This window comes from Candidatus Pelagibacter sp. Uisw_106 (genome assembly GCF_047724975.1).
Taxonomy (GTDB): Bacteria; Pseudomonadota; Alphaproteobacteria; order Pelagibacterales; family Pelagibacteraceae; genus Pelagibacter.
Genome location: NZ_CP159819.1, coordinates 982,995 through 997,193, shown reverse-complemented (window position 1 = coordinate 997,193; position 14,199 = coordinate 982,995). Strand labels below are relative to the sequence as shown.

Here is a 14,199-nt window from a genome sequence, read left to right as displayed (position 1 = left end):
ATGACAATTAACTTTAAATCACCAGAAATAAAAGAATTACAACCAAGGCTATTAGTAGTTGGAGTTGGTGGAGCAGGCGGAAATGCACTTAATGAAATGATTGATAATGGACTTCAAGGAGTAGAGTTCATAGCTGTAAATACTGATGCTCAAGATTTAAAGTTAAACAAAGCTAAAGCAAGAATTCAAATTGGTCTAAGTTTAACAAAAGGTTTAGGTGCTGGAGCGAAGCACGATATTGGTCAAGCAGCTGCAGATGAATCTTTAAATGAAATTGTAAATACACTTCAGGGTGCAAATATGGTTTTCATAACCGCCGGTATGGGTGGTGGAACTGGAACAGGTGCTGCACACGTTATTGCAAGAGCTGCTAAAGAATTAAATATTTTAACAGTAGGTGTTGTAACACTTCCTTTTTTATATGAAGGGCCATCAAGAATGAGAAGAGCTCAGCTAGGCCTAGAAGAATTAAGAAAACATGTGGATACAATTATTGTAATTCCAAATCAAAATCTATTTAAGGTTGCTAATGAACAAACTACATTTGAGGAATCTTTTAATCTTTCAAATAATGTTTTAATGCAAGGTGTACAAAGTGTAACTGATCTAATGGTTAGACCGGGTATCGTTAATCTAGATTTTGCTGATGTTGAAACTGTAATGGCTTCAATGGGTAAAGCAATGATGGGAACTGGTGAAGCCGAAGGAGAAGGTAGAGCAGCTAAAGCAGCAGACATGGCAATTAGCAACCCATTGATTGATGATTATACGTTAAAAGGTGCAAAAGGATTACTAGTAAATATTACTGGTGGTAAGGATCTTAAACTTTTTGAAGTTGATGAAGTTGTTAATAAAATAAGAGCTGAAGTAGATCCAGAAGCTGAAGTAATTATTGGTGCCATTACATCTGGAGACCTTGATGGAAAAATCAGAGTATCAATTGTTGCAACAGCATTAGATGGGCAACAACCAGAAAGTAAATCTGTAATCAATATGGTTCACAGAATACAAAATAGAAACCCTGGTTATTCAGACTTTAATAGTGCAAGTTCTGCTCAATCGTTTAACTTTTCACCTACGATGACTAGCCCCATTTCGCATGGAGCAAATGCATTAAAGTTAGAAAATGAAATAATTGCAGAGCAAGTTACAAACACGGCATCATCAGAAATGATGAATGAACAAACTACTACCAATCAAGAAGTTGAAAGTATTATTGAAAATGATCAATCAAATGATTATGAGCAATCTTTTTCAGAGGAAGCACTTACAACAACACAGTCTGAAGAAAACAACCCAATAGAGGAAGAGCATGTTTCTAATGGACTTGAAAACTTTGGTGTAGAAGGCGAAGACGCTCCAGACTTATTTAGTTCGGACAGCGAAACTTCAGAGACAGAAGGGTTACTATCTACTGAAACTTTAGAAAACGTTTCAGAAGATGATGATCTAGAAATTCCAGCATTTTTAAGAAGACAAAAGAATTAATGGTCTTCAAAAAAATAAATGATAGCCACCACAATACCAGATATGAGAAATCATTATCCGGTATTGCTAAGTGAAATAATTAGCATAATTACCCCTCAATATGGTGGTACATTTATTGACTGCACGTTCGGTCAAGGCGGATACACAAAAAAAATATTAAACTTTCCAGAAACAAAAGTAATTGCACTAGATAGAGATTCTGAGAGTTCTAAAAAGGCTCAAGAACTTCAAAAAAGTTTTGAAGATAGGCTGTTATTTAAAAATATTAAATTTAGTCAACTAAATAATTTAAAGTTAAAAGATGAGAATATTAAAGCCGTAATTTTTGATTTAGGGTACTCACTAAATCAGATTAAAGACCCAAAAAAAGGTCTTTCATTTGATACTATAGGTGAACTTAATATGAAAATGGGTATAAATGATTTTTCAGCAAAAGAAGCAATTAATCAACTAGATGAAAAAGAACTTACAAAGATATTTAAATATTTTGGTGATGAGGTAGACAGTAAAAGAATAGCACACAATATCGTAGAAGACAGATCCAAAAGAGAAATCACAACAGAAGAACTAGTTAGAATTATAGAGTCTTCAAAAAGAAAAAGAAATTATAAGACGCATAGTGCTACTAAAATTTTCCAAGCATTAAGAATATTTGTAAATAAAGAAATTAGTGAACTAATTTATGGATTAATTAATGCAGCTAAAGTTGTTAAAAAAGATGGTGTTATTGCTGTTGTAACATTTCATTCTTTAGAAGATAAAATTGTTAAATACTTTTTTAAAAGTTTATCTGAAAATAAAAGTGTCTCAAGACATATGCCAAAAACTGAAGAAAAATTAAATTTATTTAAATCTGTTATAAAAAAACCAATAGTACCAAGTGATAAAGAAATTAGAGAAAATCCACCTTCTAGATCAGCCAAGTTACGTTATGTAATTAAGAAAGAAGACTTTTTCGATTTTGAAACAGATATCTTAGATAAATTTAAACATTTAATTGACATTGAGAATTTGTCAAAAAAACTATGAAACAATTAGTTTTAGTTGTTATTTTCGTATTAATACTGATCACATCACTTGTTAAAAATTCTACAAAAGAAATAGAAGATCAAATTTTTGCAATCAATGAAAACATAAGACCATTAAAATCAGAACTCGAAGATGTACTGCTTGAGTTTAATTATTTGAGCTCTCCTGAAAAATTAGTTCAGTATCAGACGCAATATTTTGAAAAAAATTTAATTAAAATTGAAATTATGAATATTAAAGAAATCATTGAAAACAATGAAACTTTAGAAATAAACGACTTAATCAGCAAGAATAGCAATGAATAATAAAAAAAATATTATTCTAGAAGAATATGAAAATCAATTTTCATACAAAAAAAGTAAAACTAATTTAGATATACAGTTTAATAGAATAGCCTTTATTTTTTTTGTGTTCTCAGTGATTTCAGTAATTTATTCAATACAATTGCTTCATTTAGGCTCGTTAAAAGCAGAAGATAACAAGAAATTCTTAACTATAAATAAAAACCATAGAGCAGACATACTTGATAGAAATGGAAATTATTTAGTTAAAACAGTTAAGTCGATAGATATTGGTATTAACCCTATTGAGGTAATTAACAAAAAAAAACTATTAATTAATTTGCAGTTAATATTCCCAGATAAAAACTATGCAGAGATTACTAAGAAGCTTGAAAAAAATAAATTCTTTTATTTCGAAAAAAAAATCTCTTCTGAAAATTATGAAAAAATTATGTTACTTGGAGATAAATCAATTAAATCAGAAGAAAAATTAACTAGAATTTATCCTCAAAAAAATCTCTTTAGTCATATTATTGGTCAAATAGATGATGACAATAAAGGCATATCAGGACTTGAAAAATCCTTTAATGAAAAATTAAAACAAACAAACGAACCACTTAAATTAACAGTAGATACTGACATACAATTTTTAATTAGAGAAGAATTGGTAAAGTTTCAATCTATATTTAGAAGCAAAGGTAGCACAGTAATTTTGATGAATGTTAATAATGGAGAAATTATATCTATGGTTTCATATCCAGATTTTGATCTTAATAAAAGGGAGAAGATAGTGGATCTCAACTTTATTAATAGAGCAACAAAAGGAGTGTATGAGTTGGGCTCGGTATTTAAAACTTTTACAGTAGCAGCTGGATTAGAAGCAGGTTTAATTAATACTGACACAGAATTTTTAAATTTAGAAAAAAAACTACAATGTGGAAAAAGTAGCATATCTGAATATGACAACAAAATACCATCCGATCTTACCGTAGAACAAATTTTAATTAGGTCTGGAAACATAGGGTCTGTAAGAATTGGACAAAAATTAGAAATTATTAAATTAAAAGCTTTTTTAGAAAAAATCGGAATCCTAAGTAAAATAAATTTTGACATAGAAGAGGTTGGAGAGCCTATTCCATTTAAGTGGGGAAAATGTAAACTTGCGACTGTGTCTTTTGGGCATGGAATAACTACAACTCCACTACAGCTGGCAAAAGCTTACGCAATAATATCAAACGGTGGTTTTGCTGTTGAGCCCAGCTTAATAAAAAGTGAGTTAAAAAATAATCAGCACAAAAAAAGAATAATCAAAGCTGGTATTTCAGAGAAAATAAATCCGATACTTAGAAAAATTGTAACTACTAAAGAAGGTACAGCGGGACTTGTAAACATTGAAGGTTACGAAGTTGGTGGAAAAACTGGAACTGCTCAAAAAACAATAGTCGGCGGTTATTCTAAAGCAAAAATTAATACATTTGTGGGCATTTTTCCTATCTCAAACCCTAAATATGTGTTGATAGTTTTACTTGATGAGCCAAAAACATCATCAGATTATGTATATGAATATAAAAATAAAAAAGGTTCATATAAAGGAACCCCCTTTAATACAGCAGGGTGGACATCTGTTGAAGTAGCTGCAAAAATCATAGAAAAAATTGGGCCTATTTTGGCCACAAAACATATGGAAAATTAATACTTATATGTTGATTGGCAAATTCCTTAAAAATATTAAAAAAGAATTTAGAAATCATCAGTTTGCTGGCCTTAGTTTTAACAGTGCTGATTGCAAGAAGGATTATATTTTTTTTGCAATTAAAGGGACAAAATCAGATGGAAGTAAGTTCATTGATCATGCAATTGAAAAGGGTGCAAAAATAATTGTTTCAGAACAAAAATTTGAAGGCATAAAGAATGACGTATTATTCTTAAGATCTAAAGAGGTTAGAAAATTATTATCAGAATTAGCATATAAGATAAAAAAAGATAAGCCAAAAAATTTAGTAGCAGTGACAGGAACAAATGGAAAATCATCAATTGCAGATTTTTATTTTCAATTATTAAACTTAAGTAACAGAAAAGTAGCTTCTATTGGGACATTGGGAATTAAGACAAAAAATAATTTAAAGAAAGTTTCTAATACCACATTAGATCCAATTAGATTAAGTGAAATACTGAATGAATTAAAAAAAAAAAAATTGACAATGTTATAATAGAAGCCTCTAGTCATGGATTAAAGCAAAATAGACTTGATGGCTTGAAATTTAATACCGCAATTTTTACCAATTTATCACATGATCATTTAGATTATCATAAAACATTTAATGATTATCTTAAATCAAAATTGTATCTATTCGATAAGTTATTAAAATGTAGAGGAAACATTATTACCGATAGTAAGATTCCAGAATATAAAAATTTAAAAAAAATATCACTGAATAATAGGTTTAATCTTCATGTTTTATCAAAAAGCAATAATGGAATAGATATTTATTCACATCAGTATAAAGACGATAAACAAATAATTAAAATTATACACAATCAAAAACATTATAAATTACAAACAGATTTAATTGGCCGAATTCAATTAAAAAACTTATTTATGGCAATGCTTGCTGCTAAAAAAAGTAATTTAAAATTTGATAAAATAGTGAAATTTGTTTCAGAAATAAAATCGGTGAGTGGTAGATTTGAAAAAATTGGAGCTTTAAAGAATAAATCAAAAGTTATTTTAGATTATGCTCATACACCTGATGCACTAAATACTTGTTTATCTAATTTAAAAGAACAATTTGAAAATAAAAGAATTTTCATTGTATTTGGATGTGGTGGTAATAGAGATAAGCTTAAGAGGCCCATGATGGGAAAAATAACCAACAAATACTGTGATAGAATTTATTTAACTGACGATAACCCAAGAGATGAAAATCCAAAAAAGATAAGATTAGCTATTAAAAAAACCATTGATAAATCAAAAGTTGTTGAAATTTCGAACAGGGCTAAAGCTATTCACAAGGCTATATTTGATTTAAAAACAGGGGATATCTTAGTTATTGCAGGAAAAGGTCATGAACAGACGCAAGATTATGGAAAGTTTACAAATAGATTTTCTGACAGATTAGAAATACTAAAAAATATTAAATTAAAAAACAAACTTCTTTCAACTAATCTTAAAATAAACATCTTAAAAGAAATTAGCAATTCTCTTCAAATTAATTCAAAGATAAAAATAAATAATGCATCAATTAATTCTAAAACAATAAATAAAAATGATATATTTTTTGCAATAAAAGGAAATAATAAAAATGGAAATTTGTATGTTAATGAAGCTTTTCAAAATGGTGCATCATTAGTAATAGCTAACAATCAAATCAAATCTAGGAAAAAAATCATAGTAGATGATACGTTAAAGTTTTTAACAGATGCATCATCTCAACTAAGAGAAAATTTATCCAGTAAAATTATATCTATAACTGGCAGTTGTGGAAAAACCTCTCTTAAAGAATTGTTAGGAAAAACTTTAAGCAAGATTAGTAATGCAACTTATTCACCAAAATCTTTTAATAATAAATTTGGAGTACCACTAAGTTTATTTAATTTAAGAGAAAATGATGAATTTGGTATTTTTGAAATTGGAATGGATAGAAAAGGTGAGATTGATTATTTATCAAAGATTGTCAAACCTGATGTGGGTGTTATTACAAATATTTCGTATGCTCATATTAAAAATTTTAAAAATATTCATCAAGTAGCTTTAGCAAAGTCAGAAATTATTGATAATATAAAAACAAATGGATATCTTGTTTTAAACCTAGATGATAAATTTTATAATTTACATCAAAAAATCGCTAATAAAAAAAATATTAATATTTTTACATTTAGTTTAAAAAATAAATTAGCAAATATTTTCTTAAAAAAAATAATCAAAGAAAAATCTAAATATAAAGTAATTATAAATATTAATAAAAAAAAAACATATTTCTATGTCAGATCAATTTTTGAAAATAATTTAAAAAACTTATTAGCCGCAATTACAATTATATCAATTTTTAAAGATATACAAAAATTAGATAAAAATATATTTTTTGATTATGTGATAACAAAAGGTCGTGGAGATATAACAAAAGTTAAATTAAATAAAAAGAGTATTTATATTGTAGATGAAAGTTATAACTCTAATCCGTTATCATTAAAATCAGCCATAAAAAATTTTGATGAATTAAAAATTGATAACTATAAAAAAAAATTAATACTGGGCGACATGTTGGAGTTAGGAAATTATTCAAAAAAACTACATTTAGAGGCTGGTAAGGATATTAATAAAACTTCTCTTAAAAATATCAATGTAGTGGGAAAACATATTTTACATACTTATAAAAACCTTGATAAGCACCGCAGAGGTGTCATTTTGAAAGATAAGTCTAAAATAATTGATTTGATTAAAAATGATTTAAATAATAATGATTATTTAATGATCAAGGGTTCAAACTCTACTGGACTTAACAATCTAGTTAACAAATTAAAAACTGGCAAGTTTAATGCTTTATAGTCTTATTACTCAATTAATTGATCAATATAGTTTTCTAAATGTATTTAAGTATTTAACATTTAGAACGGGGCTTGCAATGTTTACGTCAATGTTTGTGGTTCTATTAATAGGCACTCCTTTTATTAAATTTTTTTCAGCAAGAAAAATTTTAAATCCAATAAGAAATGATGGTCCTACCGAACATATAATTAAGAAAATTGGAACGCCAACAATGGGGGGTGTTTTAATTTTACTTGGACTATTTTCAGGAATATTACTTTGGGGTGATCTATCAAATTATCATATATGGTTTTTGTTATTTATTGTTACAGGGTTTGGGCTATTAGGCGCATATGATGATTATAAAAAAATTAAGTTTAAAAATTCATCTGGTGTATCATTTAAATTTAAAATTATTTCTCAAATTTTAATAGCCTTTGTTGGAATTTTTGGTTTAACTCAGTTATCTCAAAATATTGAACTTACAAATTTGTATTTTCCTTTCTTTAAAAATTTAATTATTAATCTTGGATGGTTTTTTATTCCATTTTCTATTTTTATAATTGTTGGATCATCTAATGCAGTTAATTTAACAGATGGTTTAGATGGCTTAGCAACAGTGCCAGTCATATTAGTGGCAGCATGTTTTGCATTTATTAGCTACGTAACGGGTAATATTTTATTTTCAGAATATTTAAACATTCCCTATCTCGAAGGTATGGGAGAAGTTTCAGTTTTTTGTGGATCAATCATAGGCGCTTGTTTAGGGTTTTTATGGTTTAATGCACCACCTGCTAAAATATTTATGGGTGACACTGGTTCACTGGCATTAGGTGGATCATTAGGGGCAATTGGTATTATTACCAAACATGAGATTGTTTTAGCAATAACAGGTGGTTTATTTGTACTAGAAGCTGTGTCAGTTATTATTCAAGTATTTTCATTCAAATTAACAGGAAAAAGAATTTTTAGAATGGCACCCATACACCATCATTTTGAAAAAAAAGGTTGGGCAGAATCAACAATTGTAATTAGATTTTGGATTATATCAATAATCTTAGCAATGATTGGATTAGCGACATTAAAACTTAGATAATGTTAAATCTAGAAAAAAACTTTTTTAAAAAAAGAATATTAATTTATGGTCTAGGTAAAAGTGGTCTATCTGCTTATAGTTTTTTAAAAAAAAGTAATGTTATTAGTTTATTTGATGATCGAATAATTACTAAAAAAAAAACTAAAGATACCCACTCAACATACAAAAAAATAATTAGAAAGGAATTTGACTGCATTATAATCAGTCCAGGAATAGACATTAATAAATGTAAATTAAGTAAATTTTTAAAAAAAAATCATAAAAAAATTTATACAGATTTAGATATTTTTTATAGTCGATATGCTCTTAATCAAAAAATAACTATTACAGGTACAAATGGTAAATCAACTACTGCTAAGCTTTTATACGATATATTAAAAGACCAAAAAAAAGATGTTCGTTTAGTTGGCAACATAGGTAATCCAATTTTACTGGAAAAAAAGATCAAAAAAGACACTCTATTTGTAATAGAGGCTTCATCTTATCAGCTAGAATACAGCAGGTTATTTAAGACAAATATATCTATAATCTTAAACATTGCACCAGATCACCTCGAAAGGCACAAGACTATAAATAAATATGTAAGCGCTAAATTTAAATTAATAAAGAATCAATCTAAAATTGATATTGCAATTTTAAATACAAAAAATTTTTACATTAAAAAAGAATTAAAGAAAAAAAAATTTGCACCACTAATTCTGAAAATAGAAAAATATACAAGTGATAAGTTTATTAAAAAAATTGATAATCATTATTTTGATACAGATGGTAATAAAGAAAATTTGACATTTGTACTGAGGGTTTCAAAGCTATTAAATTTAAAAAGCGATCTGTTATCAAAAACATTAAAAAATTTTAAAGGGTTAAGTTATAGACAAGAAATAATTCATAATTCTAAATTTTTAAAAGTTATTAATGATTCTAAAGCAACAAGTTTTTCTTCATCAGAAAAATTATTGAAATCATTAAAAAATATTTACTGGATAATAGGCGGTTTACCTAAAAAGGGAGATAAATTTTTACTTAAAAAGAATGATTGTAAAAAGATCAAGTTATATATTTTTGGTAAAAATCAAAAATTTTTTATTAATCAATTAAAAAATAAAATGGAGTTTCAATCATTTTTAAATTTAAAAACTTTAATTGCTAAGATTTTTTTAGATATTAAAAATAAAAATAATTTTATTAGTAAGACAATTCTTTTTAGCCCAGCTTCTGCATCATTTGATAGTTTTAAAAACTTTGAAGAAAGAGGTAAATATTTTAATAAACTTATAAAAAATTATATAAAATGATAAATATTAGTTCACTTAATTCAATATATTATAACTGGTGGAAAAATATAGATAAAACAATTTTTTTATTAATAATATTTTTATTTAGTTTGGGTTTATTCTTTTCTTTAGTTTCAACTTCATTAATTGCTTCTGATAAATTAGATACAAATAATTATTTTTTCTTTTTTAAACATTTGGCCTATATTTTCATTGGATTGATAACTTTAGTGTTTTTTTCCTCACTAAGTGAAAGGAATCTTTTTAGAATCTCTATTTATCTTTTTTTTATTACTTTATTTTTTTTATTTTTAGTGCCAATTTTTGGTACTGAAGTTAAAGGTTCAAAAAGATGGCTAAATCTTTTTTTTCTTCCTCAATTTCAACCAATTGAATTACTAAAACCATTCATAATTATTTTTGTAGCAACAATTTTATGTAGTGAAAAAAATTATAACATTTATATCAAGTATTTATTGACTATTATTGCCATTATACCAACTGGCTTACTATTAATAATGCAGCCTGACATTGGTCAAACACTTTTAGTGGTTTTATCTTGGGCAATATTAGTTTTCATATCTGGTATAAATCTACTATTAATTTTATTATTTTTGAGTTTTGCTATTTTAGTCCTGTTATATGTGGTTTTTTTTATCTCAAAATTTATTTATATTAAAAGTCGTATTCTTTCTTTCTTTAACCCTGATGGAGGAACCCATAATTTTCAATCTGATAAGGCTATAGAAGCAATCAGTAGTGGTGGTTTTTTTGGTAAAGGAATAGGAGAAGGCACATTAAAAACAAGAGTTCCAGAGGCTCATACTGATTATATAGTTTCAGTTATTTCTGAGGAATTTGGTGTTATTGCAATAATATTGTTATTAATTTTATTTTTGTTTTTTATTTACTCTGTTTTTAAAAAAATTTATTTGGAAAAAAGTGAAAAAATTAAACTAGTGCTAACTGGAGCAATAAGCCTAATAATTTTTCAAGCATTAATACATCTTGGGGTGAATATAAGACTATTTCCAACAACAGGAATGACATTACCATTTTTAAGTTATGGGGGTTCTTCAATTATAGGAGTTTCTATATTATCTGGAATAATTTTAAATTTAACAAAAAGAAAAATTGATTAGATGAATAAAAAAATACTAATTAGCACCGGTGGATCAGGAGGTCATGTTATACCTGCAACCATAATATATAAACATCTAGAGGATAATTTTGAGGTTTCTATGACATCTGACTTTAGAGGTGTCAAATTTTTAAACAAAGATGAGTACAATTTAAAGATATTTAATGTGAAGCCTATTTCAAAAAATTTATTATTAATGCTATTTGATTTTCTTTTAATGATAATTTTGATTTTCAAATCTGTTTCTTTCTTAAGAAAAAATAAAATTAATATATTAATTTCGACAGGTGGATATATGTCACTTCCTCTATGTCTAGGTGCTAAAATTTTAAATATTAAGCTGTTGTTATTTGAACCAAATATGGTTTTAGGTAGATCAAACAAGCTCTTTATAAGTTACTGTCAAAAAATATTTTGTTATTCTAATAATATCAAAAAATTTCCTATTAAATTTAAAAATAAGATTAAAGTAATTCCAGCATTATTAAGAAAAAATTTTTATAATAAGAGGGATTACAATAACTCCTTAGATGCAATTAATTTACTCATAATAGGTGGCAGTCAAGGAGCTAAAATATTTGATGATTTAGTTAAAAATACAATTATTAAATTATCTAAAAAATATAAACTAAAAATTTATCAACAAACTAGTTCTATTAACTTTGAAAGTTTTAAAAAAACTTATAAAAATAACAATATTAATTGTGAATTATTCAATTTTAATGATGATGTTATAAATTTTATGCAAAAAACAGACTTATGCATTACTAGAGCAGGCGCATCAACATTAGCTGAGTTAAATTTTAATGAGATTCCATATTTAGCAATACCTTTACCAACTGCAAAAGATAACCATCAATTTGAAAATGCATATTTTTATAATAAACTTGGCTTTAATTGGTTGTTAAATCAAAAAGAAATGGATGAGAAAACATTACTCGATAAACTAATTAATATTATAGATAATAAAGAAGAATATCTTGCTAAAAAAAAGAACATGAAAGATTTTAACTATGAAAACACATGGAATAATATAAATCTGAAAATTATATCTGTTATTAATGAAAATTGAATTAGCTAAAACTGAAATTATACATTTTGTTGGTATAGGAGGTATTGGAATGAGTGGCCTTGCACTCATTATGAAAAGAATGGGGTTTAATATCCAAGGTAGCGACGTCCTTGCAAATAAGAATATTGAAAGATTAAAAAAAGATAAGATCAAAATTACAATTAACCACACAAAAAAAAATATAGCAAATGCAACAATTGTTGTCATTTCATCAGCTATTAAAAATAATAACCCTGAATTAATTGAAGCCAAATTAAAACAATTACCTATTTATAAAAGAGGAGTGATGTTAGCAAATATAGTCTCTTTAACAAAAAATATAGTTGTTACAGGTTCACATGGAAAAACAACAACTACGTCTCTATTAGCCTCAATATTTTCAAAGACAAAATTGGACCCAACAATTATTAACGGTGGTGTACTTAATGCAATAAAAAATTCTGCAAAACTAGGTAAAAGTGATTGGTGTATATTAGAAGCTGACGAATCAGATGGTAGTTTCATACATGTGCCACCAACTTATTCTATAGTAACAAATATTGATCGTGAGCACATGGATTTTTATAATTCAATGAAAGATCTTAAAGAATTATTTATTAAATTTATCAATAAAGTCCCTTCGTTTGGGAAGTCTTTTATTTGCATAGATGACAAAAATAATAAAGATTTATTAAGTAAATTAAAAATGAAGAATTATTATACATATGGAATTGACCGTAAATCACATTTCTGTATTAAAAATATAAAACAAGAAAAAGAATATTCTCAATATGATCTTGCTATAAATTTGCCAGGAAAAAAAAATTTAACTATAAGAAAAATTAAATTACCATTATTGGGAATTCACAATATTAGAAACTCCACAGCAGCAGTGGCTGTGTCATTAACAATTGGAATATCACAAAATATTATCAAAAAAGGATTAAAGGAATTTAAGGGTGTTCAAAGAAGATTTAATAAAATTTTTACACATAGAGAAACTAATTTTTATGATGATTATGCCCATCATCCAACTGAAATTAGAGAAGTGTTAAATGGTGTGAGAGCTGCTTATAAGAAGGAAGAAGTGATTTGTATATTTCAACCACACAGAATTTCCAGACTAAAGGATCTTAAAAAAGAATTTAGCTTATCATTTAAAAAAGCTGATATTGTAATACTATGCCCTATTTATACGGCTGGAGAAAAAATAAAGTTAGGTTTTAAATATAATAGTTTTGCAAAAGATATTATTAAAAATTCAAAAGTAAAATTGTTTATGGTTGAGGATCAGTATCAATTAGCAAAATTTATTAAAAATACTATTTTTGGTAAGAAGATAGTTGTTGGTATGGGTGCAGGTACAATTTCAACATGGATGAGACAATTACCAGAATTGATCTAATGAGCATTGATGAAATAAGAAAATTTTCTAGTGAAATTAGCAGTAAAATTCTCTTTGATTATGATTTAAAAAAGAGCAATTGGTTTTATATCGGTGGTCAAACCAAAGTTTATTTTAAACCAGATAATTTGCCCGACTTAATTTTATTTTTAAAAAAATTTGGAGAAAAAGAAAAAGTACATATTTTAGGTGCAGGCTCAAATACCCTTATAACTGATGAAAAATTTGATGGTGTTGTTATCAAATTAGGAAAAAATTTTTCCAATATCTCCATATTACCAAATGATGTCATAATAGCTGGCAGTGCCTGTCTTGATAAAAAGCTTTCTGATTTTGCACTGAATAATGGAATAGGTGGATTTGAATTTTTAGCATGCATACCAGGTACTATAGGTGGGGGACTAAAGATGAATGCCGGATGTTTTAATAAAGAGTTTAAAGATGTGCTAGTATCGATCCAAGCAATTGATAAAAATGGACAAGTTTTAACAATACCAGCAAGCAAAGTTATATTCAAATACCGAAGTAATGATCTAAAAGAGGACTTAATTTTTTTAAGTGCATCGTTTAAAGGATTAAGAAAAAATAAAGAAGAAATCGAAAAAGAAGTCTTAGAGTTAAAGGAAAAGAAAGATAGTGCACAACCAACAAAAATAAAAACAAGTGGTAGTACATTCAAAAATCCAATTGATCAAACTAATAAAAAAGTTTGGGAATTGATAAAAGAATCTGTAGCACTTGATACCAGCTTTGGAGATGCTCACATTTCAAATAAGCACTGTAATTTTTTTGTAAATAAAAATAATGCTAGTTTTGAGGATATGAATAAATTGATTGAATTTGTTAAGACAAGTGTGGAAAAAAAAACTGGAATAGTATTAGAAAAGGAAATTAAAATTTTAAAATAGA

At 26.7% G+C, this 14,199-nt stretch carries 11 protein-coding genes and 1 pseudogene; all 12 read left to right on the top strand.

What is annotated here, in order from left to right:
• On the top strand, nucleotides 1-1,488 hold the full coding sequence (gene ftsZ, locus ABXT45_RS05500) for a cell division protein FtsZ (protein WP_415313084.1): 1,488 nt from the start codon (nucleotides 1-3) through the stop codon (nucleotides 1,486-1,488).
• A gap of 18 nt (nucleotides 1,489-1,506) precedes the next feature.
• On the top strand, nucleotides 1,507-2,517 hold the full coding sequence (gene rsmH / locus ABXT45_RS05495; protein ID WP_415313083.1) for a 16S rRNA (cytosine(1402)-N(4))-methyltransferase RsmH: 1,011 nt from the start codon (nucleotides 1,507-1,509) through the stop codon (nucleotides 2,515-2,517).
• The gene (locus ABXT45_RS05490) at nucleotides 2,514-2,822 is read left to right on the top strand and encodes a cell division protein FtsL (RefSeq protein ID WP_415313082.1); all 309 of its coding nucleotides are present in this window, start codon (nucleotides 2,514-2,516) and stop codon (nucleotides 2,820-2,822) included. The genes rsmH and ABXT45_RS05490 overlap by 4 nt, the downstream gene beginning before the upstream one ends.
• Nucleotides 2,809-4,491 carry a peptidoglycan D,D-transpeptidase FtsI family protein gene (locus ABXT45_RS05485; RefSeq protein ID WP_415314446.1) on the top strand — a complete coding sequence of 561 codons (1,683 nt, stop codon included), beginning with the start codon at nucleotides 2,809-2,811 and terminating at the stop codon, nucleotides 4,489-4,491. The genes ABXT45_RS05490 and ABXT45_RS05485 overlap by 14 nt, the downstream gene beginning before the upstream one ends.
• A 7-nt stretch (nucleotides 4,492-4,498) precedes the next feature.
• Nucleotides 4,499-5,862, top strand: a pseudogene (locus ABXT45_RS05480) (UDP-N-acetylmuramoyl-L-alanyl-D-glutamate--2,6-diaminopimelate ligase); the annotation flags it as partial.
• Complete coding sequence (gene murF / locus ABXT45_RS05475; protein WP_415314445.1) at nucleotides 5,839-7,344, top strand: UDP-N-acetylmuramoyl-tripeptide--D-alanyl-D-alanine ligase; 1,506 nt, start codon at nucleotides 5,839-5,841, stop codon at nucleotides 7,342-7,344. The pseudogene ABXT45_RS05480 and the gene murF, both read left to right, overlap by 24 nt.
• On the top strand, nucleotides 7,334-8,419 hold the full coding sequence (mraY, locus tag ABXT45_RS05470) for a phospho-N-acetylmuramoyl-pentapeptide-transferase (RefSeq protein WP_415313081.1): 1,086 nt from the start codon (nucleotides 7,334-7,336) through the stop codon (nucleotides 8,417-8,419). Before murF ends, mraY begins: the two co-directional genes overlap by 11 nt.
• Nucleotides 8,419-9,714, top strand: coding sequence for a UDP-N-acetylmuramoyl-L-alanine--D-glutamate ligase (gene murD / locus ABXT45_RS05465; RefSeq protein WP_415313080.1), 1,296 nt, complete (start codon nucleotides 8,419-8,421; stop codon nucleotides 9,712-9,714). Before mraY ends, murD begins: the two co-directional genes overlap by 1 nt.
• Nucleotides 9,711-10,835, top strand: a complete 1,125-nt coding sequence (locus ABXT45_RS05460; RefSeq protein ID WP_415313079.1) for an FtsW/RodA/SpoVE family cell cycle protein — start codon at nucleotides 9,711-9,713, stop codon at nucleotides 10,833-10,835. The genes murD and ABXT45_RS05460 overlap by 4 nt, the downstream gene beginning before the upstream one ends.
• Nucleotides 10,836-11,906, top strand: coding sequence for a UDP-N-acetylglucosamine--N-acetylmuramyl-(pentapeptide) pyrophosphoryl-undecaprenol N-acetylglucosamine transferase (locus tag ABXT45_RS05455; RefSeq protein WP_415313078.1), 1,071 nt, complete (start codon nucleotides 10,836-10,838; stop codon nucleotides 11,904-11,906).
• Nucleotides 11,896-13,290: a UDP-N-acetylmuramate--L-alanine ligase gene (murC, locus tag ABXT45_RS05450; protein ID WP_415313077.1), complete on the top strand. Its 1,395-nt coding sequence runs from the start codon at nucleotides 11,896-11,898 to the stop codon at nucleotides 13,288-13,290. Before ABXT45_RS05455 ends, murC begins: the two co-directional genes overlap by 11 nt.
• Entirely contained in the window at nucleotides 13,260-14,198 is a 939-nt protein-coding gene (murB, locus tag ABXT45_RS05445) for a UDP-N-acetylmuramate dehydrogenase (protein WP_415313076.1), read from the top strand. Before murC ends, murB begins: the two co-directional genes overlap by 31 nt.
• The last annotated feature ends 1 nt before the right edge of the window (nucleotide 14,199 follow it).